At 66.8% G+C, this 20,985-nt stretch carries 17 protein-coding genes and 1 pseudogene; 10 read left to right on the forward strand and 8 right to left on the reverse strand.

The genetic code is table 11. From position 1 onward, the window contains the following. Positions 1 to 11 precede the first annotated feature (11 nt). Entirely contained in the window at positions 12 to 941 is a 930-nt protein-coding gene (locus tag BM133_RS23235) for an ABC transporter substrate-binding protein (RefSeq protein WP_093439390.1), read from the reverse strand. A gap of 265 nt (positions 942 to 1,206) precedes the next feature. Here BM133_RS23235 and BM133_RS23240 point away from each other — a divergent pair, with 265 nt between their 5' ends. Then, entirely contained in the window at positions 1,207 to 1,677 is a 471-nt protein-coding gene (locus BM133_RS23240; protein ID WP_177224930.1) for an Lrp/AsnC family transcriptional regulator, read from the forward strand. Positions 1,678 to 1,693: 16 nt separating this feature from the next. Here BM133_RS23240 and BM133_RS23245 read toward each other — a convergent pair whose 3' ends face one another. From BM133_RS23245 to ugpB, 6 genes are all read right to left on the reverse strand, one after another. Beyond that, positions 1,694 to 4,201 carry a DUF3772 domain-containing protein gene (locus BM133_RS23245; protein WP_093438948.1) on the reverse strand — a complete coding sequence of 836 codons (2,508 nt, stop codon included), beginning with the start codon at positions 4,199 to 4,201 and terminating at the stop codon, positions 1,694 to 1,696. Positions 4,202 to 4,252: 51 nt separating this feature from the next. Next, positions 4,253 to 4,999, reverse strand: a complete 747-nt coding sequence (gene ugpQ, locus BM133_RS23250; RefSeq protein WP_093438951.1) for a glycerophosphodiester phosphodiesterase — start codon at positions 4,997 to 4,999, stop codon at positions 4,253 to 4,255. 3 nt (positions 5,000 to 5,002) lie between these two features. Next, on the reverse strand, positions 5,003 to 6,010 hold the full coding sequence (ugpC, locus tag BM133_RS23255) for a sn-glycerol-3-phosphate ABC transporter ATP-binding protein UgpC (RefSeq protein ID WP_093438953.1): 1,008 nt from the start codon (positions 6,008 to 6,010) through the stop codon (positions 5,003 to 5,005). 140 nt (positions 6,011 to 6,150) lie between these two features. After that, complete coding sequence (ugpE, locus tag BM133_RS23260; RefSeq protein WP_093438956.1) at positions 6,151 to 7,002, reverse strand: sn-glycerol-3-phosphate ABC transporter permease UgpE; 852 nt, start codon at positions 7,000 to 7,002, stop codon at positions 6,151 to 6,153. Positions 7,003 to 7,041: 39 nt separating this feature from the next. Beyond that, positions 7,042 to 7,923 carry a sn-glycerol-3-phosphate ABC transporter permease UgpA gene (ugpA, locus tag BM133_RS23265; protein ID WP_093438959.1) on the reverse strand — a complete coding sequence of 294 codons (882 nt, stop codon included), beginning with the start codon at positions 7,921 to 7,923 and terminating at the stop codon, positions 7,042 to 7,044. A 98-nt stretch (positions 7,924 to 8,021) separates the two neighbouring features. Beyond that, the gene (ugpB, locus tag BM133_RS23270) at positions 8,022 to 9,335 is read right to left on the reverse strand and encodes a sn-glycerol-3-phosphate ABC transporter substrate-binding protein UgpB (RefSeq protein WP_093438961.1); all 1,314 of its coding nucleotides are present in this window, start codon (positions 9,333 to 9,335) and stop codon (positions 8,022 to 8,024) included. Positions 9,336 to 9,561: 226 nt separating this feature from the next. Between ugpB and serA the strand changes: the two genes are divergently transcribed. The 3 genes from serA (at position 9,562) to BM133_RS23285 (ending at position 15,266) form a co-directional block, all read left to right on the forward strand. Next, entirely contained in the window at positions 9,562 to 10,794 is a 1,233-nt protein-coding gene (serA, locus tag BM133_RS23275) for a phosphoglycerate dehydrogenase (RefSeq protein WP_093438964.1), read from the forward strand. Positions 10,795 to 10,950: 156 nt separating this feature from the next. Beyond that, positions 10,951 to 14,829, forward strand: coding sequence for a DUF3683 domain-containing protein (locus BM133_RS23280; RefSeq protein WP_093438967.1), 3,879 nt, complete (start codon positions 10,951 to 10,953; stop codon positions 14,827 to 14,829). Beyond that, the gene (locus BM133_RS23285) at positions 14,826 to 15,266 is read left to right on the forward strand and encodes an HIT family protein (protein WP_093438970.1); all 441 of its coding nucleotides are present in this window, start codon (positions 14,826 to 14,828) and stop codon (positions 15,264 to 15,266) included. Before BM133_RS23280 ends, BM133_RS23285 begins: the two co-directional genes overlap by 4 nt. A gap of 18 nt (positions 15,267 to 15,284) precedes the next feature. On the opposite strand, the gene BM133_RS23290 is transcribed toward BM133_RS23285, so the two are convergent. After that, on the reverse strand, positions 15,285 to 16,067 hold the full coding sequence (locus BM133_RS23290) for a hypothetical protein (protein ID WP_143100185.1): 783 nt from the start codon (positions 16,065 to 16,067) through the stop codon (positions 15,285 to 15,287). Positions 16,068 to 16,169: 102 nt separating this feature from the next. Here BM133_RS23290 and BM133_RS23295 point away from each other — a divergent pair, with 102 nt between their 5' ends. The 6 genes and pseudogenes from BM133_RS23295 to BM133_RS23320 all read left to right on the forward strand — a co-directional run. Beyond that, on the forward strand, positions 16,170 to 16,583 hold the full coding sequence (locus BM133_RS23295; RefSeq protein WP_093439393.1) for a gamma-butyrobetaine hydroxylase family protein: 414 nt from the start codon (positions 16,170 to 16,172) through the stop codon (positions 16,581 to 16,583). A gap of 157 nt (positions 16,584 to 16,740) precedes the next feature. Further along, positions 16,741 to 17,472, forward strand: a complete 732-nt coding sequence (gene ubiE, locus BM133_RS23300; protein WP_093438975.1) for a bifunctional demethylmenaquinone methyltransferase/2-methoxy-6-polyprenyl-1,4-benzoquinol methylase UbiE — start codon at positions 16,741 to 16,743, stop codon at positions 17,470 to 17,472. A gap of 32 nt (positions 17,473 to 17,504) precedes the next feature. Continuing rightward, a complete protein-coding gene (locus BM133_RS23305) occupies positions 17,505 to 18,530 on the forward strand; it encodes a Tim44 domain-containing protein (protein WP_093438978.1) in 1,026 nt (341 codons plus the stop codon). Positions 18,531 to 18,581: 51 nt separating this feature from the next. Next, entirely contained in the window at positions 18,582 to 19,139 is a 558-nt protein-coding gene (locus BM133_RS23310; RefSeq protein WP_093438980.1) for a ubiquinone biosynthesis accessory factor UbiJ, read from the forward strand. Continuing rightward, positions 19,136 to 20,701: a ubiquinone biosynthesis regulatory protein kinase UbiB gene (gene ubiB, locus BM133_RS23315; RefSeq protein ID WP_093438983.1), complete on the forward strand. Its 1,566-nt coding sequence runs from the start codon at positions 19,136 to 19,138 to the stop codon at positions 20,699 to 20,701. The genes BM133_RS23310 and ubiB overlap by 4 nt, the downstream gene beginning before the upstream one ends. 12 nt (positions 20,702 to 20,713) lie before the next feature. Beyond that, positions 20,714 to 20,985, forward strand: a pseudogene (locus BM133_RS23320) (sodium:solute symporter); the annotation flags it as partial.

Genomic DNA, 20,985 nt, shown 5'->3' on the forward strand with positions numbered 1-20,985 from the left:
AAGCTGGCTTCTTACTTCGTGGCCACGACCTTGGCGGTCTTCAGGAGCGATTCGGACAGCGTCACGCCCTGCAGCTTGGCCGCACCGGGGTTCACCACCAATTCGAAGTTGGTGCTGGTCTGCGAGGCGATGGTGCCGGGCTTCTCGCCCTTCAGGATGCGCACGACGATCTTGCCGGTCTGGCGGCCGATGTCGCTGTAGTTCAGGCCCAGGGCAGCCACGGCGCCGCGCTCGACGGTGGCCGTGTCGGCCGCCACCACCGGCAGCTTGGCCTGCTGCGCCACTTTCACGATGCCTTCGAAGGCCGAGACCACGTTGTTGTCGGTCGGCGTGTAGATCACGTCGGCCTTGCCCACCAGGCTCTGGGCGGCGGTCGGCACGTCCACGGTGCGGGCGGCCGCGGCTTCGACGACGGTCATGCCGGCGTCGGCAGCCGCCTTCTTCAGCGAAGCGACGATGGCCACCGAGTTCGCTTCGCCGGGGCTGTAGATCACGCCGATGCGCTTGGCGTTGGGCACCACCTGCTTGATGAGGCCGATGTGCTTGTCCAGCGGCGAGAGGTCCGACACACCCGTCACGTTGGTGCCCGTGGCGTCCCAGTTCTTCACCAGCCTGGCGGCCACCGGATCGGTGATGGCCGAGTACACGACCGGAATCGTCTTGGTGGAAGCCACCACGGCCTGCGCCGACGGCGTGGCGATGGCGACGATCACGTCGGGCGCATCGCCCACGTACTTGCGGGCGATCTGGGCGGCGGTGCCCACGTTGCCCTGCGCGCTCTGGTAGGTGAACTTGAGGTTCTTGCCTTCTTCGTAGCCCGCCGCCTTGAGCTCCGCCTTCACGCCGTCGCGCACGGCATCGAGGGCCGGGTGTTCGACGATGGCGGTCACGGCCACCGACTTGGTGTCGGCCGCAAAGGACGACGGCGCGGCCGCCAGCATGCCGAGGGCCAGGGCGACGGCGCTGAAAGGGGTGCGAAGCAGGGCGTTTTTCACGTGAGGGGTCTCCGGATGGGGATGAATGCGTCGGGGATGAGGCCGCCGGCGTGCGCCGGGGCGGAAATTCAGCGGGCCAGCAATTGCGCGTGCAATCCCGGCAGCTTCGAAGTCTAGATCGTACTTTGCACAATTAAGGTGCATGCCCTTATCGGGCTTACCCCGCTTTAAGAAACATAATTGCATCCATTGAAGGATGTAAGAGATGAAATTGCATGAGATCGAACTCGACCGGATCGACCGGCGGATTCTTGAGCACTTGCAGGTGCACGGCCGCGCAACCAACCTCGAACTGTCGGAGGTGGCCAACCTGTCGCCCGCGCAGTGCATGAGGCGCCACCGGCGACTGGAAGAGCTGGGCTTCATCAACGGCTACGCGGCGCACCTGAATGCGCGGCACGTCGGGCTGGGCGTGATCGCCTTCATCCACGTGACGATGGCGCGGGGCCATGTCGACGAGCTGCCCAAGTTCCAGGACCTGATCGCCGACCTGAAGCAGATCCTGGAGTGCTATTCGGTGACCGGCGACTTCGACTACGTGCTCAAGGTGGTCGCGCGCGACCTGGAGTCGCTCTCGCAGTTCCTGATGCACACGCTGATGCACATGCCCGGGGTGTCGGCCGTGCGGTCCAGCGTGTGCCTCAATGAGATCAAGTGCACCACGGCGCTGCCGCTGGAATAGGAACAGGAAAAGCGGCTCAGGTCGGCATGCCCGGGATCGGCGAGTTCTGCGTCGCGGGGGCCGGCGCGGCTGCGGCCGGCTCGGTGGGCGCCATCATGAAGGTGGTCGGTGTCGCCATCGGCAGCGCGGCCTTCCTCAGCTCGTCGAGGATCACGAACAACAGGTCGCTGCGCACGCCGCCCGCCAGGCGCGGGCTCGCCACATAGGCGATGGCCTGGAAGATCAAGAGCCCGTTCTCGATGCCTTCCAGCGTGAGCGATGGCGCGGGCGTTTCCAGCACCCCTTCGTGCGCGCGGCAGGCTTCCAGGATCAGTTCGCGCACGCGCTGCGCGTCGGTGGTCAGCGGCATCGGCAGGCGGATCAGCACGCGGCCCTCGGCGTTGGCCAGCGTCATGTTGCGGACCGTCTTGGTGATGAATTCCGAGTTCGGCACGATCAGCGTCGAGCGGTCGCCCAGCTGGATCTCGGTGGCGCGCACGTTGATGCGCCGCACGTCGCCCTCGGCCGTGCCCAGCACCACCCAGTCGCCCACCTTCACCGGCTGCTCGGCCAGGAGGATCAGCCCCGAGATGAAGTTCTGCACGATCGCCTGCAGCCCGAAGCCGATGCCCACCGACAGCGCGCTGGCCACCCACGCGATGCGCTCGATGCCGATGCCCATGGCCGAGAGCGCGAACGCGATCACCAGGATGCCGCCCACGTAGCCCAGGAGCGTGGTGAGCGAGCTCTGCATGCCCGGCTCCAGCTTCGTGTTGGGCAGGTAGCTGCGCTCCAGCCAGCGCTTGAACACCCGCAGCACGATGAAGCCGACCACCGCCACCGCGATGGCGCTCAGGATCGCGCCCGGCACCAGCTGGAACTCGCCCACCTTCACGCCGGTGCCGAACTTGCCGCTGCGCTGGAACACCTCGCCCGGCCCGGTGCCCAGCGGCGCGGCGAGCGCGATCAGCATGTAGAAGAACAGCCCGACCCGGCTCAGCCCCGAGAGCACGGTGGCGGCCTGGTCCAGCGTCTGCGGCGCCAGGTTGAAGCTCTTCTGCAGCCGCTGGCCGAAGGTGCTGCGCGACGACACCAGCGCCATGAACACGTCGTCGGCGAACTTGAACAGCACGTAGAAGGCCGCGGCCACGATGCCGCTCCAGGTGAGCTGCGAGGCCAGGAAGCTCGCGAGCGCCACGTAGCCCACGGCCACCAGCACCCAGATCGCGATGACCAGCACGCCGATCAGCGCGACCAGGAGGCCGACCCACATCGGCCGCTCCGGCAGGCCCGCGTCGGGCGCGTCGGCGCGCAGGGCCTTCAGCCGGTAGACGACGGTGCCGACCAGCGCGGTGAGAAGCAGCGCCGTCAGCACGTGCGTGCTCACCACGGCGGCAAAGCTCGCGTCGATGAGCGCGTTGATCTCGGCGGGCGTCCATGCGAGCGCGGCCACCAGCGCCACCAGCCATGGCAACGCCGACAGGCGACTGGCCGTGGCGTCGGGAATGGGCGGCAGGCGCCAGGACGGCCGGGCCGCGGCCAGCAGCGCGCGCCCCAGCCCGATGACGAACGCCATGAAGGTCAGCGCCTGTGCCGTCGATTGCAGCGCCTTGCGCGCCTGCGCATCCCAGGTGGCATGGGCCTTGAGCACCTCCACGAAACCGTGCGCGGCCACGGCCACCAGCAGCACGTGGGCCCCGACGATGGCGATCACCAGCAGCGAGCGGCGCAGCCGCCCGGCGGGAAGCACGCGCATCGCCAGCCGGGTCAGCCCGCGCTCGGCGGCCCAGACACCGAGCCACGACAGCAGCAGGGCGCCGATCAGCGCGGCGATCACCAGCGTGCGGCTCTCGGGCTGCAGCGCCTGCTGGAAGCCGTCGTCGAGCGCCGCGCCTATCGCCTGCAGCCTTGCCAGGTCGTCGGGCCAGGCCTCGCGCAGGTCGTTCCAGAACGCGCCGCTGAGCGGCGAGGCGGCGCGGCTGGTGAGCTCGGCCTCGAACTGCTGGCGCCGCTGCGACACCAGGTCGGTGCCGCGCTGGCGCACGTCGATCGACAGCAGCTTGGCCAGCCGGATGTCGGCGTCCAGCGCGTTGCGCTCCTTGGTCAGTTGTGCGCGCTGGCGCGTGATGTTGGGGTCTTCGGTGGCACCGGCGGCGGGCGGGTTGCCCAGTTCGCCCAGGCGCGCGTTCAGGTCGGCCAGGTCGCCGGTGCGGGCGGCGACGAACTTGTCGGCCTGCACGCCGATCTCGTTGATCTGCACGAGCTGCTTGCGCGCATCGTCCGCGCCCCCGCCCCCGGTGGCGGGGCCGGCGGCGGCACCGGCACTGGGCGCGGGCGCAGCCTTGGCGAACTGCGCGCGCAACTCGGCGATGGTGGGCGCCGGCGCTGCTGCTGCGGCGGCGGTGTTGGCGCTGTTGTTGGGGTTGCCGTTGCCGGCGTTCATGCTGGCGTCCGGCTGCGCGAGGGCGCCGCCGCAGGTCAACAGGGCCAGCAGAGCCAGGATGGCGGGAAGGCAGAAGCCCGCCAGGCGAGAGGTCCGTTTCATGGCCGCATCATAGAAGCCGCCATCTCGTAAGAACCGGTAAGAAATGCAGCCTCAACCGGCAGGGCTGAAGAGGTCGACCCTGTCGGTGATGATGCCGTCGGTGCCCAGCGCGATGAGCCGCTGCGCGGCCCAGTCGTCGTTGACCGTGTAGCTGAGCGAGCGCAGGCCCGCGCCGTGCACCTGTTCGACGGTGGCGGTGTTCCACAGCGCGTGGTTGCAGACGATGGCTTTGCAGTCCAGGTCCAGCGCGGTCTCCAGCCAGCCGTTCCACAGCGTGTCGAGCAGCAGGCCGCGCGGCAGCTCGGGCTGCGTGGCGGCGGCGCCCTGGAGCGAATCGACCTGGAAGGAGGTGAGCAGCGGAGGAGTCGCCGCACCCTGCCAGAGGCGCGCCGCTTCGCGCGCCACCACTTCGCCGGTCTCGCGTTCGGTGCCGGGCGTCGGCTTGATCTCGATGTTGAGGAGGTAATCGTTGGCCAGGCAGAAGCGGGCCAGGTTTTCCAGCGTGGGCAGAGGCTCGCCTGCGAAGCTGCGCGAATGCCAGCCGCCCGCATCGAGCTGCGACAGCGCGCTCCACGGTTGCTCGCCGCCGACGCCGTGGCCGTTGGTGGTGCGCTCCAGCGTGGCGTCGTGCATGAGGAAGGGCACGCCGTCCGCGCTCAGCTTGGCATCGCACTCGAACATGCGGTAGCCGTGCGAAGCGCCGAAACGGAAGGCCGCGAGCGTGTTTTCAGGCGCCAGCTTGCCGGCGCCGCGGTGTGCGACCCAACGGGGGTAGGGCCAGGGGCTTCGTTCCGCCATCGCTCAATCTGCCCGCTTGCCCGATCCGGCGTCGAACCAGTGCAGCTTGTCTTCGCGCGCCGCGATCTTCACCGTGTCGCCGGCGACCGGCGGGTGATCGCCTTCGTCGGTGCGCATGATGATCTGCTCGTCGCCGATGCGGCCGTACACCAGGCGCTCGGCGCCCAGCAGTTCGACCTGCTCGACCTGCACCGTCCAGCCGCTTTCGTCCAGCTTCATGTGCTCGGGGCGAATGCCCAGGATCTGGCCCGCGCGCACGCCCGGTGCATGCCTCAGAAGGTTCATCGGCGGCGAGCCGATGAAGCTCGCCACGAAGGTGGTGGCCGGGCGCGAGTACACCTCTTCGGGCGACGCGAACTGGTCCATCACGCCGCCGTTCATCACGATGATGCGCTGGGCGAGCGTCATCGCCTCGACCTGGTCGTGCGTGACGAAGAGGGAGGTGATGCCCAGCTCGCGGTGCAGCTTCTGGATTTCCAGGCGCGTCTGCGCGCGCAGCTTGGCGTCCAGGTTCGACAGCGGTTCGTCGAACAGAAACACCTGCGGCTGCCGCACGATCGCGCGGCCCATGGCCACGCGCTGGCGCTGGCCGCCGGAGAGCTCGCGGGGCTTGCGCTCGAGCAGGTGGCCCAGTTCGAGGATCTTGGCGGCCTTGTCCACGCGCACCTTGATCTCGGGCACCGGCACCTTGGCGATCTTCAGGCCGTAGGCCATGTTCGCGAACACGCTCATGTGCGGGTAGAGCGCGTAGTTCTGGAACACCATCGCGATGTCGCGCTCGGAGGGTTCGAGCTCGTTCACCACGCGCCCGCCGATGGAGATTTCGCCGGCCGAGATTTCTTCCAGCCCGGCCACCATGCGCAGCAGCGTCGACTTGCCGCAGCCCGAGGGGCCCACGATCACGATGAACTCATGGTCGGCGATCTCGGCGCTCACGCCGTGGATGACCTGGTTGGCTTTGGGCCCGTGGCCGTAGCGCTTGATGACGTTGCGTAGGGAAAGTGCAGCCATGTTCTTCTCGATTTCGGCCTCTATCGCGAGGCACTGTTATTTCCAGAACCACCGCGGAACCGGCTTTGCCGTGCCGCTGGTGGTGCCCCCGGGTAGGGGGTGGCGAAGCGGCGCGATGTGCGCGCAGCCTGGGGGCGAGCCTATTTCTCGGTGTCCACAAGGCCCTTGACGAACCACTTTTGCATCAGGACCACCACCAGCGCGGGCGGCAGCATCGCCAGGATGGCGGTGGCCATCACGACGTTCCATTCGTTCTGCCCGTCGCCGCCGGCGATCATCCGCTTGATGCCGACCACCACCGGGTACATGTCTTCGCTCGTGGTCGCCAGCAGCGGCCAGAGGTACTGGTTCCAGCCGTAGATGAACTGGATCACGAACAGCGCCGCAATCGAGGTCTTGGAGAGCGGCAGCAGCACGTCGAAGAAAAAGCGCATCGGGCTTGCGCCGTCCATGCGCGAGGCCTCGGTGAGCTCGTCCGGCACCGTGAGGAAGAACTGGCGGAACAGGAAAGTCGCCGTGGCCGAGGCGATCAGCGGCACCGTGAGGCCCGCGTAGGTGTTCAGCATGTTCAGGTCCGACAGCACCTTGTAGGTGGGCAGGATGCGCACCTCCACCGGCAGCATCAGCGTCACGAAGATGGCCCAGAAGCAGATCTTCTTGAACGGAAAGCGGAAGTAGACGATGGCAAAGGCCGACAGCAGCGAGATGGAGATCTTGCCGATGGCGATCACCATCGCCGTCACGAAGCTCACCCACATCATGTGCGCCACCGGGGCGTTGGAGCCTGCGCTGTTCTCGCGACCGAAGAGCGCGCCCTTGTAGCTGTCCACGATGTTCGAGCCGGGCAGCAGCGGCATCGGCGCCTGCACGATCTCCTGCGCGGTGTGCGTGGAGGCCACGAACGCCAGGTAGAGCGGGAAGGCGACGATGAGCACGCCCAGGATCATGATGACGTGGGCCAGGATGCCGTGGGTGCCGCGCTTCTCAACCATGCTGCGCTCCGATGGGTTCGGGTTTTTCTTGTTGCTTCATCAGTACTGCACTTTCTTCTCGACGTAGCGGAACTGGATGACGGTCAGCGCCACCACGATCACCATCAGCACCACCGACTGCGCGGCCGAGCCGCCCAGGTCCAGGCCCTTGAAGCCGTCGTGGTAGACCTTGTAGACCAGGATCGTGGTGTCCTTGCCCGGGCCGCCTTGCGTGGCCGCATCGACGATCGCGAAGGTGTCGAAGAAGGCGTAGACCACGTTGATCACCAGGAGGAAGAACGTGGTGGGCGACAGCAGCGGGAACTGCACCGTCCAGAAGCGGCGCCACGGGCGCGCGCCGTCGATGGCCGCGGCCTCGATCAGCGACTTCGGAATGGACTGCAGCCCGGCCAGGAAGAACAGGAAGTTGTAGGAGATCTGCTTCCACACCGAGGCCATCACGATCAGCGTCATGGCGTGGCCCGAGTCGAGCAGGTGGTTCCAGTTGATGCCGACCTTGCCCAGCGCATAGGCCACCACGCCCAGCGAGGGCGAGAACATGAAGACCCACAGCACGGCCGCCACCGCGGGCGCCACGGCGTAGGGCAGGATGAGCATGGTCTTGTAGAACATGCCGCCGCGCACGATGCGGTCGGCGAACACGGCGAGCATGAGCGACAGGCTGATGCCGATGCCGGCCACCAGCACCGAGAAGAACGCCGTGGTCTTGAACGACTCGGCATAGCTCGGGTCGTGGAACAGTTCCTTGAAGTTCTGCAGACCGACGTATTCGACCGAGGTGCCGAAGGCGTCCTGCTGCTGCAGCGACTGCAGGATGGCCTGCCCCGCCGGCCAGAAGAAAAACACGAGGATCACCGCCATCTGCGGCGTCAACAGCAGCCAGGGCAACCAGCCCGAGCGAAAGAAAACGCGTTTTTCCATGATCCCTCTGAATAAAAAATCCCGCCCGGCCCGCCCTTGTGCAAGAGCGAACGGGGGCGGGCGATATTAGCCGGACGCGCAGGCCCGGCCGTCAATCGTTAGCTCTTGTTCGCCTTCTGGAAGCGTTCCAGTTGCTCGTTGCCGCGCGTGACGATCGCGTCCAGCGCCTCCTTGGCGGTCTTCTTGCCGTTCCAGACCTGTTCGAGCTCTTCGTCCTCGATGGCGCGGATCTGCACGTAGTTGCCCAGGCGGATGCCGCGGCTCTTGTCGGTGACCTTGCGGATCATCTGCGTCACGGCCACGTCGGTGCCGGGGTTCTGCTTGTAGAAGCCCGATTCCTCGGTGAGCTTGTACGAGGCGGTGGTCACCGGCAGGTAGCCCGTGCGCTTGTGGCTGGCGGACTGCACTTCAGGCGTCGAGATGAAGCTGAAGAACTTGGCCACGCCCTTGTACTCGGCCGGCTTCTTGCCCGACATGACCCACAGGCTCGCGCCGCCGATCACCGTGTTCTGCGGTGCGCCCGGCACGTCCGGGTAGTAGGGCAGGGGCGCCAGGCCGTAGGCGAACTTGGCGTTCTTGGCCACGTTGCCGTAGAAGCCCGACGAGGTGTTGATCATGGCGCACTCGCCCGAGACGAACGAGGCCTCGGGCACGTTGCCGCGGCCCTTGTAGATGAACAGGCCCTGCTTGGCCATGCTGGCGAGGTTCTCGATGTGGCGCTGGTGCAGCGGCGAGTTCACCTTCAGGCGCGCGTCCAGGCCCTGCAGCCCGTTGGCCTTGCTCGCGAACTCCACGTTGTGCCAGGCCGAGAAGCTCTCCACCTGCGTCCAGTTCTGCCAGGCCGTGGTGAACGGGCACTTGTGGCCGCTCGCCTTCAGCTTGGCCGCTGCCGCGACCACTTCGGGCCAGGTCGAGGGTGCCTTGTCGGTGGGCAGGCCCGCGGCCTTGAAGGCGTCCTTGTTGAAATAGAAGATGGTGGTCGAGCTGTTGAACGGGAAGCTCAGCATCTGGCCGTTGGGGGCGGTGTAGTAGCCGGCCACGGCGGGGATGTAGGCGGCCGGGTCGAACTTCTCGCCCGCGTCCTTCATGACCTGGCCCACCGGAATGATCGCGCCCTTGCTGGCCATCATGGTGGCGGTGCCCACTTCGAACACCTGCAGGATGTGCGGTGCGTTGCCCGAGCGGTAGGCCGCGATGGAAGCCGTCATCGATTCGTCGTACGTGCCCTTGAAGGTCGGCACGATCTTGTATTCCTTCTGGCTCTCGTTGAACTGCTTGGCCAGGTCGTTGACCCACTCGTTGTTGACGGCGGTCATGGAATGCCACCACTGGATCTCGGTCTGGGCCTGCGCCACGTTGAACAGCGTGGTCGCGGCCAGCGTCGAGGCCAGCGCGAGCGTCTTGAATCGCATGAAGACTCCTGAAGGGAAAATGAAAGCGCGGATGCTAGGGCATGTGGATGACACAGCCGCGTCACATTGGCGCACGGACCGCTGTCATCTTCCAATCGGGGAAACCCCTTTGGCGCCAAGCCCGGCGCGGGGTGCGGGCCTGCATGTTGCGTTGCACCATGCTAGCATCGCCCTCCCTTTTTCGGCCCAGCTTTTCGCCACGGCCAGGGCCCTTTGCGAGACCGCCATGAGCAGCAAAACCTCCCTCGATAAAAGCAGGATCAAGTTCCTCTTGCTCGAGGGCATCCACCCCTCGGCCGTGGAGGTGCTGCGCGCCGCCGGCTACACCAACATCGAGTCGCTGCCGGGCGCACTGCCCGATGCCGAACTCAAGGCGAAGATCGCCGACGTTCATTTCCTGGGCATCCGCTCGCGCACGCAGCTGACGGCCGAGGTGTTTGCCGCGGCCCACAAGCTGGTGGCCGCCGGGTGCTTCTGCATCGGCACGAATCAGGTCGACCTCGATGCGGCCCGCGAGCATGGCGTGGCGGTGTTCAACGCGCCTTATTCCAACACCCGCTCGGTGGCCGAGCTGGTGCTGGCCGAAGCGATCCTGCTCTTGCGCGGCGTGCCCGAGAAGAGCGCGGTGGCGCATCGCGGCGGCTGGCTCAAGTCGGCCGACAACGCGTTCGAAATCCGCGGCAAGACCCTGGGCATCGTGGGCTACGGCTCGATCGGCGCGCAGCTGTCGGTGCTGGCCGAGGCGCTGGGCATGCACGTGGCGTTCTTCGACGTGGTCACCAAGCTGCCGCTGGGCAATGCGCGCCAGGTGCGAGAGCTGCACCAGCTGCTGGCTCAGAGCGACATCGTCACGCTGCACGTGCCCGAGACGCAGGCCACGCAATGGATGATCGGCGCGGCCGAGATCGCCGCGATGAAGCCGGGGTCGATCCTCATCAATGCCTCGCGCGGCACCGTGGTCAAAATCGAGGCGCTGGCCGGCGCGCTGAAGGAAAAGAAGCTGCTGGGCGCCGCGATCGACGTGTTCCCGGTGGAGCCGCGCAGCAACAAGGACGAGTTCCAGTCGCCCCTGCGGGGCCTGGACAACGTGATCCTGACGCCGCACATCGGCGGCTCGACGATGGAGGCGCAGGCCAACATCGGACTCGAAGTGGCCGAGAAGCTGGTGAAGTACAGCGACAACGGCACCTCGACCTCGTCGGTCAATTTCCCCGAGGTGGCGCTGCCCGCGCACCCGGGCAAGCACCGGCTGCTGCACATCCACCGGAACGTGCCGGGCGTGCTGTCCGAGATCAACAAGATCTTCTCGGACAACAACATCAATATCTCTTCCCAGTTCCTGCAGACGAACGAGAAGGTCGGGTACGTGGTGACGGACATCGACGCCTCCTCCTCGGACCTGGCGCTGGAGAAGCTGGCGAAGGTGAACGGCACGATCCGCAGCCGCGTGCTGTTCTGAGCATCTGAGCCCGGGCGCTCGGGCGCCGGGCGGGGACGGGCTGGTGCCCATAGCACAAGGGCAAGGCCAAGGTCACGAGGCAAGACCCCAAGCCCTGCCCTAAAATCGACCCCCCGGCTACATGGGCGCGCAGCGCCTGGCCAAGGGCCCCACCCGATGAATGCTCCGACCGCGTTGAACACGCTGTTGGCACAGGCCGCAGAGCCTGTCCGACTGCGCGAGATCCCGTACAACTACACCAGCTTCTCCGATCGCGAGATCGTGATTCGCCTCTTGGGCGAACGTGGCTGGGAACTGCTGCAGACCCTGCGCGCCGAGCGCCGCACCGGCCGGTCGGCGCGCATGCTCTACGAAGTGCTGGGCGACATCTGGGTGGTGCAGCGCAATCCCTACCTCGTGGACGACCTGCTGGACAACCCGCGCCGCCGCGGCCAGCTGGTCGAGGCACTCAAGCACCGGCTGACCGAAGTCCAGAAGCGCCGCACCCCCGACAGCGACATGCCGCGCGACCAACTGGTCGGTGAGCTCACCGCTCTGGTCGGCGATGCGGTGGCAGCCTTCGACACCAAGTTCCGCGACGTCGCGGCCCTGCGCCGCAAGGCCACGCGCGTGCTGGGCCGGCTCACCGCCAAGGACAACATCAAGTTCGACGGGCTCTCCCGCGTATCGCACGTGACCGATGCGACCGACTGGCGCGTGGAGTACCCCTTCGTCGTGCTGTGCCCCGACACCGAGGCCGAGATGGCGCTCCTGGTGAAGGGCTGCATCGAGCTGGGCCTGACCATCATCCCGCGCGGGGGCGGCACCGGCTACACCGGCGGGGCGATTCCGCTGACCTGGAACAGCGTCGTCATCAACACCGAGAAGCTCGAGGCGATGACCGAGGTCGAGCACATCTCGCTGCCCGGCCTCGACAACCCCGTGCCGACCATCTGGACCGAAGCGGGCGTGGTCACCCAGCGCGTGGCCGATGCGGCCGAGCGCTCGGGCTTCGTGTTCGCGGTCGATCCCACCTCGGCCGAAGCCTCGTGCGTCGGCGGCAACGTCGCCATGAATGCCGGCGGCAAGAAGGCCGTGCTCTGGGGCACGGCGCTGGACAACCTCGCCTCGTGGCGCATGGTGACGCCGCAGGCCGAGTGGCTCGAAGTCACGCGCATCGGCCACAACCTGGGAAAGATCCACGACGCCGAAAGCGCGCTGTTCGAGCTGCAGTACTACGCGGCCGACGGCAAGACGAAACTGCGCACCGAGCGTCTCGACATCCCCGGCCGCACCTTCCGCAAGGAGGGCCTGGGCAAGGACGTGACCGACAAGTTCCTCTCGGGCCTGCCGGGCATCCAGAAGGAGGGCTGCGACGGCCTCATCACCAGCTGCCGCTGGGTGGTGCACAAGATGCCCTCGCATACGCGCACCGTGTGCCTCGAATTCTTCGGCAACGCGAAGGACGCGGTGCCCAGCATCGTCGAGATCAAGGACTTCATGTTCGCCGAGCAGAAGCGCTCGGGCGTGCTGCTGGCCGGCCTCGAGCATCTGGACGATCGGTATCTGAAGGCCGTGGGCTACGCCACGAAATCGAAGAAGCACGGCGGCCTGCCGAAGATGGTGCTGTTCGGCGACATCGCGGGCGACGACGCCGATGCGGTGGCACGCGTCACCTCCGAGGTGGTGCGCATCGCCAACTCGCGCAGCGGCGAAGGCTTCATCGCCATCAGCCCCGAGGCGCGCAAGAAATTCTGGCTCGACCGCAAGCGCACGGCCGCCATCAGCAAGCACACCAACGCCTTCAAGATCAACGAAGACGTGGTGATCCCGCTGCCGCGCATGGCCGAGTACAGCGACGGCATCGAGCGCATCAACATCGAGCTGTCGTTGCAGAACAAGCTCGCGCTCACCGATGAGCTCGAAGTGTTCCTTGCGCGCGGCAACCTGCCGCTGGGCAAGACCGACGACGCGCACGAGATCCCGGCGGCAGAGCTGCTCGAAGACCGCGTGGCGCAGGCCGTGGCGCTGGTGCACGAGGTGCGCGCGCTCTGGGCCGGCTGGCTGCAGAACGTGGATGAGTTGTTCCCGCAGCTGCAGGACCACACCCTGCGCGCGAGCTGGAAGACGCAGCTGCGCCAGCCGCTGCAGGAGATTTTTTCGGGCGCCGAGTTCGCGCCGATCCTGGCCGAGTGCACCGCCATCCACAAGCGCGTGCTCAAGGGCCGCGTGTGGGTCGCGCTGCACATGCACGCGGGCGATGGCAACGTGCACACCAACATCCCCGTGAACAGCGACAACTACGACATGCTGCAGACCGCGCATGCCGCGGTGGTGCGCATCATGGCGCTGGCACGCAGCCTGGACGGCGTGATCTCGGGCGAGCACGGCATCGGCATCACCAAGCTCGAATTCCTGAGCGACGAAGAGCTGCGCCCGTTCACCGAATACAAGGCCCGCGTCGACCCCGAAGGCCGCTTCAACAAGGGCAAGCTGCTGCGGGCGCCTGCGGGCGAAACCGTCACGCTGCATGCCGACCTGACCAACGCCTACACGCCCAGCTTCGGCCTCATGGGGCACGAGTCGCTGATCATGCAGCAGAGCGACATCGGCGCCATCGCCGACAGCGTGAAGGACTGCCTGCGCTGCGGCAAGTGCAAGCCGGTGTGCGCCACGCACGTGCCGCGCGCCAACCTGCTGTACAGCCCGCGCAACAAGATCCTGGCGACCTCGCTGCTGGTGGAGGCGTTCCTCTATGAAGAGCAGACGCGGCGCGGCATCAGCATCAAGCACTGGGAAGAGTTCGAGGACGTGGCCGACCACTGCACCGTGTGCCACAAGTGCCTGACGCCGTGCCCGGTGAAGATCGACTTCGGCGACGTGTCGATGAACATGCGCAACCTGCTGCGCAAGATGGGCCAGAAGAGCTTCCGCCCCGGCAACGCGGCCGCGATGTTCTTCCTGAACGCGACCAACCCGCAGACCATCAAGGCGGTGCGCGCGGGCATGGTGGGCATCGGCTTCAAGGCGCAGCGCCTGGCCAACGACCTGCTGCGCGGCCTGGCGAAGAAGCAGACCGCCGCCCCGCCGGCCACGCTGGGCGTGGCGCCGCTCAAGGAGCAGGTGATCCACTTCATCAACAAGAAGATGCCCGGCAACCTGCCGAAGAAGACGGCGCGCGCGCTGCTGGACATCGAGGACGCGGACTACGTGCCGATCATCCGCGACCCGAAGGCGACGACCTCGGAAACCGAGGCGGTCTTCTACTTCCCGGGGTGCGGATCGGAGCGCCTCTTCTCGCAAGTGGGCCTGGCCACGCAGGCGATGCTCTGGCATGCGGGCGTGCAGACGGTGCTGCCGCCGGGCTACCTGTGCTGCGGTTATCCGCAGCGCGGCAGCGGCCAGTTCGACAAGGCCGAGAAGATGATCACGGACAACCGCGTGCTCTTCCATCGCGTGGCCAACACGCTCAACTACCTGGACATCAAGACCGTGGTGGTGAGCTGCGGCACCTGCTACGACCAGCTGCAGGGCTACCAGTTCGACAAGATCTTCCCGGGCTGCCGGATCATCGACATCCACGAGTACCTGCTCGAGAAGGGCATCACGCTGGCTGACGCAGGCGGTGGCGGCTACCTCTATCACGACCCCTGCCATTCGCCGATGAAGCTGCAGGACCCGATGAAGACGGTGAAGGCGCTGGTCGGCGACAACGTGCTCAAGAACGACCGCTGCTGCGGCGAGTCGGGCACGCTGGGCGTGTCGCGGCCCGACATCTCCACGCAGATCCGCTTTCGCAAGGAAGAGGAGCTCAAGAAGGGCGAGGCCGAATTGCGCGAGAGCGGTGCTGTCGGCGCCAAGGACAACGTGAAGATCCTCACCAGCTGCCCGAGCTGCCTGCAAGGCCTCTCGCGCTACGGCAACGACCTGAACAACGGCCTGCTCGAAGCCGACTACATCGTGGTCGAGATGGCCAACAAGATCCTGGGCGAGGACTGGATGCCGAAATACGTGGCCGCAGCCAACCAGGGCGGGATCGAGCGGGTGCTGGTATGAGGGTGCATCCAGGCTGCCCCTTCTGCGAAGGCCCGGGTGGCCGCGTGGTGTTCGAGGGCGCCAAGGTGCGCGTGATCCATGCGGAGGAGGCGGGCTTTCCGGCTTTCTACCGCGTGATCTGGCGCGACCATGCGCCGGAGTTTTCCGATCTCGACGCCGCGGACCGCGTGCTGTGCATGGAAGCGGTGACGGCGGTCGAGCAGTGCCTGCGCGAGCAGTTGAAGCCCACGAAGGTCAACCTCGCCGCGCTCGGCAACATGGTGCCGCACCTGCATTGGCACGTGATCGCGCGCTTCGAGTGGGACAGTCACTTTCCCGCGCCGTTCTGGGCTGCCGCGCAGCGCGCGGCGCCGGTCGATCGCGTGGTGGATCTGCAGGCATTGCTGCCGAAGGTGGAGGCCGAGATGGTCCGCCGGCTGGCGCTGCTGCAGGGCTGAACGCGAGGCCGCCCGCGCTCAGCGCGCGGAGGCCGTGCGGGTTGCCGCCAACTTGCGGTTCGCGCATGCCTCCTTGAATTCCGGGGTGGCGCGCATCTCCTTGGAGAAGCGCTTCGATGCGACGCTGCCGTCGCGGCACACACGATCCAGTTCGGTCTGCGCCTCGCGGTTGCCCGCGTGCGACGCATGGGCCAGCACGCGCAGTGCGTGGATGGGCAAGGCGGACGGCACGCCCGTCGATGAGGCTGCAGCTTCGGTCTTGGGCGCGGATGTGGCCGGCCTGGCCGTCTCGTTCACCGGCAATGTGCGGCCTGTGCCCGCCGAAGTGGGCAGGCGCTCCACCGTCGTGAAGTCGCCGCTCTTGCCTGCGCGTTCGACCATCTGGCGGTAGCTGTCCATCATTCGCGAAGTGTCCCTGGGCGTCAGGTCCTTCGCCGGCTTGGCGAGATAGGCGGCGACCTCGGGTGGCAGCGCGGCGTTCACTGCGCTGAATTCGGGCCCCGAGGCCCGCGTCCCGAACTGCGCGGCATGCGCCGCATCGTCACCGAGGGCTGCCGCGCCTTTGCCGGCAACGCCTGCCACGCCCGTTGCGCTCTCGGCTGCGACAGCACCCGCGCCGACAGCCGCACCCTTGCCGGCGGTTCCCGCTGCCTTGCCCGCGGTTGCGGCCTTGCCTGCCGCCTTTCCGAGCAGGCCCCAGAAGGCATGCGCCGGCATGACGGAGCCGGCCGCCAGCACGGCGCAGAGGGCAAGGGCGGCCCAGTTCGGGCGCGACGATCGATGGCGTTGACGTGTCTGCATGCCGCGATGCTAAGCGCTGGTATTCGCGCAGCGATGCGCATGCAGGCGCAGCCGCGCGGCATACTGCGCGCCTCCGAGAATTTTTCCGAATGGAATACCGCTATGGCAGGCTTGAAACCGGGCGCACCGACGCCGCAATCGATCACCGTGCACGGCCAGTCGCGCGTGCTCGAGGTGGGCTTCTCGGACGGGGCGACCTTCCGCATTCCCTTCGAGCTGATGCGCATCTACTCGCCCTCGGCCGAGGTGCAGGGCCACGGCCCGGGCCAGGAAGTGCTGCAGACGGGCAAGCGCGATGTCGAACTGGCCGACCTCGAACCGGTCGGCAACTACGCCGTGCAGCCGACCTTCAGCGATGGCCACAACACCGGCATCTACTCGTGGGACCTGCTCTACGAACTCGGTGCGAACCAGGCCGACCTGTGGGCGCAGTACGAGCGCCGGCTCGCCGAGGCGGGCATCGATCGCGATGCACCGATGATCGACAAGAGCGGACCTTCGTGCAGCAGCCACTGATGCTTTCGAATCTCCCGGTGCTATTGAAACGATAGCCCCGCAGGCAGCAAGGACGCGCGTTGCAGCGTCTCTTCATTTGAAGAAAAAGCAACAAATGCCCGCCGTGGGTGCGGGGTCGTCGCCTTGATGTGTGGGCTTCCGGCCTAACATCGGTCGCATGAGTACAACCCACTTCGGCTTCGAGAAAGTCGACGAAAGCGAGAAGGCGCAGCGTGTCCGCGGCGTCTTCGATTCGGTGGCCTCGCGCTACGACGTCATGAACGACCTGATGTCGGTGGGCCTGCACCGCGCCTGGAAGGCCTACACCGTGATGGTGGCGAACGTGGGCGAAGGCTCGCGCGTGCTCGACATCGCGGGCGGCACCGGCGACCTCGCGCTCGCCTTCTCCAAGAAGGTCGGCGCCACCGGCCAGGTGGTCCACACCGACATCAACGAAGCCATGCTGAGCACCGGCCGCGACCGCCTGCTCGATGCCGGCGTTGCGCTCCCCACGCTGGTCTGCGATGCCGAGAAGCTGCCGTTTCCCGATGACCATTTCGACGTCGTGACGGTGGCCTTCGGCCTGCGCAACATGACGCACAAGGACATCGCGCTCAAGGAAATGAACCGCGTGCTCAAGCCGCGCGGCAAGCTCCTGGTGCTCGAGTTCTCCAAGATCGCCAAGCCGCTCACCAAGGCCTACGACTGGTACTCCTTCAACGTGCTGCCGCGCCTTGGCAAGCTCGTGGCCGGCGACGACGCGAGCTATCGCTACCTGGCCGAATCGATCCGCATGCATCCCTCGCAAGAGGAGCTCAAGACCCTCATGAAAGAGGGCGGTTTCGGACATGTGGACTATCACAACATGACGGGTGGCATCGCTGCCTTGCATGTTGGAATCAAGTGTTGATGAGGCGAATTTTTCGCTCTAGAGGAGACGACATGAAAAGTTTGAGTTCTTTGTTCCTGGCAGCTGCGTTGGTGCTCGTGAGCGTGCAGGCAGACGCCGCCCGTGTGGGTGGCGGCAAGTCCTTCGGCCGCCAGTCGTCCAACGTGACGCAGCGCCAGTCCACGCCGCCCGCCGCACCTGCGCAGCAGAACGCGACCAACTCGGCCGCCAAGCCCGCGACTGCCGCGCCCGCCGCCGCCGCGCCGAAGCGTCCGTGGGGCGCGATGCTCGGTGGCCTCGCCGCCGGCCTCGGCCTCGCATGGCTCGCACATTCGCTGGGCCTGGGTGCCGGCTTCGGCAACATCCTCTTGATCGGCCTGCTGGTGTTCGCCGCCTTCGCGGTGTGGCGCATCTTCAAGGCACGCTCGGCTGCTTCGGGTGGTGCCAATGGCCAAGGCGGCTTTGCCTTCCAGGGCGCCGGCGGCAACCCCGCCAACGCCAGCGCACCGGTGCAGTACAGCCCGGCCAATGTGGGCAACGATGCGTCGGCACGGCCATGGGAGCGTTCGGCCACGGCCTTCGACGCCACGCCGGCCGATGGTGACCGCCATGGCAGCAGCCTCTCGGCAGCGGGTGCCGCAGCGGGCGGCAGCATGATCGGTTCAGCGCTGGGCGGTTCGCAGTCCTGGGGCATCCCCACGGGCTTCGACGTGGACGGCTTCCTTGGCGCCGCCAAGCGCAACTTCGTGACGCTGCAGGATGCGTGGGACCGCGCCGACGTGTCGATGCTGCGCTCGATGATGACCGACGAGATGGTCGAGGAAATCCGCACGCAGCTGGCCGACCGTGCGAGCCACACCGGTGGTGCATCGAACAAGACCGAGGTCGTGATGCTCGACGCCAAGCTGCTGGGCATCGAAGAGCTGCCCGACGCCTACATGGCGAGCGTGGAGTTCTCCGGCATGATCCGCGAGGACGCCTCGGCAGGCCCGGGTCCGTTCCGCGAAGTGTGGAACATGACCAAGCCGACCAGCGGTGGTGGCGGCTGGCTGGTTGCCGGCGTGCAAGCGCTGCAGTAAACGACCGACGTTCGCGGCCGCCGGGCCGCGTACAGAAACGATAATGGGGACATGGCCACACCATCGTCCCCTTTTTCTTTTCTCGGCGACCTCTTCAACCGCATCGGCGAGCGCCTGCAGCCGCCGGACTGGGCGGTCCACGAGATCCAGCACCGCGCGGTCCTGTTCCTCAACCACGTGCTGCAGCAGGAACCCGAGGCCCAGCAGCGGCTGCTGCGCCAGCAGGGCAGGGTGGTGCGTTTCCAGTGGCGCTTCGTGACCATGGAACTGGTGGCCACGCCGGCCGGCCTGCTCGACCTGGCACCGCCCGGCTCCGTGCCTGAACTCACTCTCACCGTCACCGACGATTCCCCGTTCGAGATCGCCCGCGCCACGCTGCGCGGCGACAAGCCCTCGGTGCAGATCGTCGGCGACGTGCAGCTGGCCGCCGAGGTCAACTGGCTGGTCGACCACGTGCGCTGGGACGTCGAGGACGACCTCGCACGCGTGATCGGCGATGTGCCCGCGCACACCCTGGGCAATGGCGTGCGGCGCGTGGCGACCGCGCTTCGCCAGTTCGTCGGCGACCGCACGGCCAAGGCCGGCGGTTCGGCGGGCCAGGCCGAATGAGGCGCTTCTACCGGGGCCTGTTCATCGTCTGGGTCGCGCTGCGCTATGGCCTGGACGAGCTCGTGCTCACGAGCTTCCAGAAGCCCTGGCTGCGCGTGGTGGCCCGCGTCGTGTCCGTCGGCCGCAACCTCGATGCGCCGCGCGGCCAGCGGCTGCGCGAGGCGCTCGAGCGGCTGGGCCCCATCTTCGTGAAGTTCGGCCAGGTGCTGTCGACCCGGCGCGACCTGCTGCCGCCCGACATCGCCGACGAGCTCGCCTTCCTGCAGGACCGCGTGCCGCCGTTTCCCTCGGCGGTGGCCATCGCGACCATCGAGCGCTCGTTCCGCCGGCCGGTGGGCGATGTGTTCGTGCAGTTCGACGAGACGCCCATTGCCAGCGCCTCGATCGCGCAGGTGCACTTCGCGACCATCCGCACCAACCAGGGCGAGATCCGCGACGTCGCGGTCAAGGTGCTGCGCCCCAACATGCGCGGCGTGATCGAGAAAGACCTGGCGCTCATGGCCATGATGGCCGGCTGGGTCGAGAAGCTCTCGCCCGACGGCAAGCGCCTGAAGCCGCGCGAGGTGGTCGGCGAGTTCGACAAGTACCTGCACGACGAGCTCGACCTGGTGCGCGAGGCGGCCAACGCGGCCCAGTTGCGCCGCAACATGGCCGAGCTCGACCTGGTGCTGATCCCCGAGATGTTCTGGGACTTCTGCCACCCCGAGGTGATCGTGATGGAGCGCATGAACGGCGTGCCCATCGCCCAGCTCGAGCGCCTGCGCGCGGCCGGCGTCGACATTCCCAAGCTCGCACGCGACGGCGTCACGATCTTCTTCACCCAGGTGTTCCGCGACGGTTTCTTCCATGCCGACATGCACCCGGGCAACATCCAGGTGAGCCTGGCGCCCGAGACCTTCGGGCGCTACATCTCGCTGGATTTCGGGATCATCGGCACGCTCACCGAGTCGGACAAGGAGTACCTCGCGCAGAACTTCGTGGCCTTCTTCCGGCGCGACTACAAGCGCGTGGCCGAGCTGCACCTGGAAAGCGGCTGGGTGCCCGAGGGCACGCGCATCGACGAGCTGGAGGCGGCGATCCGCACCGTCTGCGAGCCGTACTTCGACCGGCCGCTGAAGGAGATCTCGCTCGGCATGGTGCTCATGCGCCTGTTCCAGACCTCGCGGCGCTTCCACGTCGAGATCCAGCCGCAGCTGGTGCTGCTGCAGAAGACGCTGCTCAACATCGAGGGCCTGGGCCGCCAGCTCGATCCCGAGCTGGACCTCTGGCACACCGCCAAGCCCTTCCTCGAGAAGTGGATGGTCGACCAGATCGGGCCCAAGAAGCTGTTCCAGCAGCTCAAGGCCGAAGCGCCGCGCTACGCAAAATTGCTGCCGCAACTGCCTCGATTGCTGCACGATTTCCTTGAGAATCGGCCACCCGATCACCGCCGCGAGCTGCTGGAGTTGCTGGCCGCGCAAAAACGCACCAACAAGCTGCTGCAGACCATCATCTACGGTGGCATAGGTTTTGTATTGGGGTTGCTCGCCATGCAGTTGCTGGTGCGTGTGAAGTTGTTCTAGAGGAGATTCCCCGTGCTGCTGACGTTGGTTGTCGTCTATCTGCTGGTCACCATCGCCATCGGGCTCTATGCCGCCAGGCGGGTGAAGAACACCACCGACTTCGCCATCGCGGGGCGGCACCTGCCGCTCTTCATGATCGTGACGACCACCTTCGCGACCTGGTTCGGGTCCGAAACGGTGCTCGGCATCCCGGCCAAGTTCATCGAAGGCGGCCTGAACGGCGTGGTCGAGGACCCGTTCGGCGCGGGCACCTGCCTCATCCTGGTGGGCCTGTTCTTCGCGGG

The organism is Variovorax sp. 770b2, from assembly GCF_900115685.1.
Lineage (GTDB): Bacteria > Pseudomonadota > Gammaproteobacteria > Burkholderiales > Burkholderiaceae_C > Variovorax.

What these genes read in the sequence shown, in the direction of transcription:
- ugpA (WP_093438959.1), bottom strand. Translation starts at nt 7,923, where the DNA reads ATGGAAAAACGCGTTTTCTTTCGCTCGGGCTGGTTGCCCTGGCTGCTG.
- ugpE (WP_093438956.1), bottom strand. Translation starts at nt 7,002, where the DNA reads ATGGTTGAGAAGCGCGGCACCCACGGCATCCTGGCCCACGTCATCATG.
- ubiE (WP_093438975.1), top strand. Translation starts at nt 16,741, where the DNA reads ATGAGTACAACCCACTTCGGCTTCGAGAAAGTCGACGAAAGCGAGAAG.
- BM133_RS23245 (WP_093438948.1), bottom strand. Translation starts at nt 4,201, where the DNA reads ATGAAACGGACCTCTCGCCTGGCGGGCTTCTGCCTTCCCGCCATCCTG.
- serA (WP_093438964.1), top strand. Translation starts at nt 9,562, where the DNA reads ATGAGCAGCAAAACCTCCCTCGATAAAAGCAGGATCAAGTTCCTCTTG.
- ugpQ (WP_093438951.1), bottom strand. Translation starts at nt 4,999, where the DNA reads ATGGCGGAACGAAGCCCCTGGCCCTACCCCCGTTGGGTCGCACACCGC.
- ugpB (WP_093438961.1), bottom strand. Translation starts at nt 9,335, where the DNA reads ATGCGATTCAAGACGCTCGCGCTGGCCTCGACGCTGGCCGCGACCACG.
- BM133_RS23235 (WP_093439390.1), bottom strand. Translation starts at nt 941, where the DNA reads ATGCTGGCGGCCGCGCCGTCGTCCTTTGCGGCCGACACCAAGTCGGTG.
- BM133_RS23285 (WP_093438970.1), top strand. Translation starts at nt 14,826, where the DNA reads ATGAGGGTGCATCCAGGCTGCCCCTTCTGCGAAGGCCCGGGTGGCCGC.
- BM133_RS23280 (WP_093438967.1), top strand. Translation starts at nt 10,951, where the DNA reads ATGAATGCTCCGACCGCGTTGAACACGCTGTTGGCACAGGCCGCAGAG.
- BM133_RS23290 (WP_143100185.1), bottom strand. Translation starts at nt 16,067, where the DNA reads ATGCAGACACGTCAACGCCATCGATCGTCGCGCCCGAACTGGGCCGCC.
- BM133_RS23305 (WP_093438978.1), top strand. Translation starts at nt 17,505, where the DNA reads ATGAAAAGTTTGAGTTCTTTGTTCCTGGCAGCTGCGTTGGTGCTCGTG.
- ugpC (WP_093438953.1), bottom strand. Translation starts at nt 6,010, where the DNA reads ATGGCTGCACTTTCCCTACGCAACGTCATCAAGCGCTACGGCCACGGG.
- BM133_RS23295 (WP_093439393.1), top strand. Translation starts at nt 16,170, where the DNA reads ATGGCAGGCTTGAAACCGGGCGCACCGACGCCGCAATCGATCACCGTG.
- BM133_RS23310 (WP_093438980.1), top strand. Translation starts at nt 18,582, where the DNA reads ATGGCCACACCATCGTCCCCTTTTTCTTTTCTCGGCGACCTCTTCAAC.
- ubiB (WP_093438983.1), top strand. Translation starts at nt 19,136, where the DNA reads ATGAGGCGCTTCTACCGGGGCCTGTTCATCGTCTGGGTCGCGCTGCGC.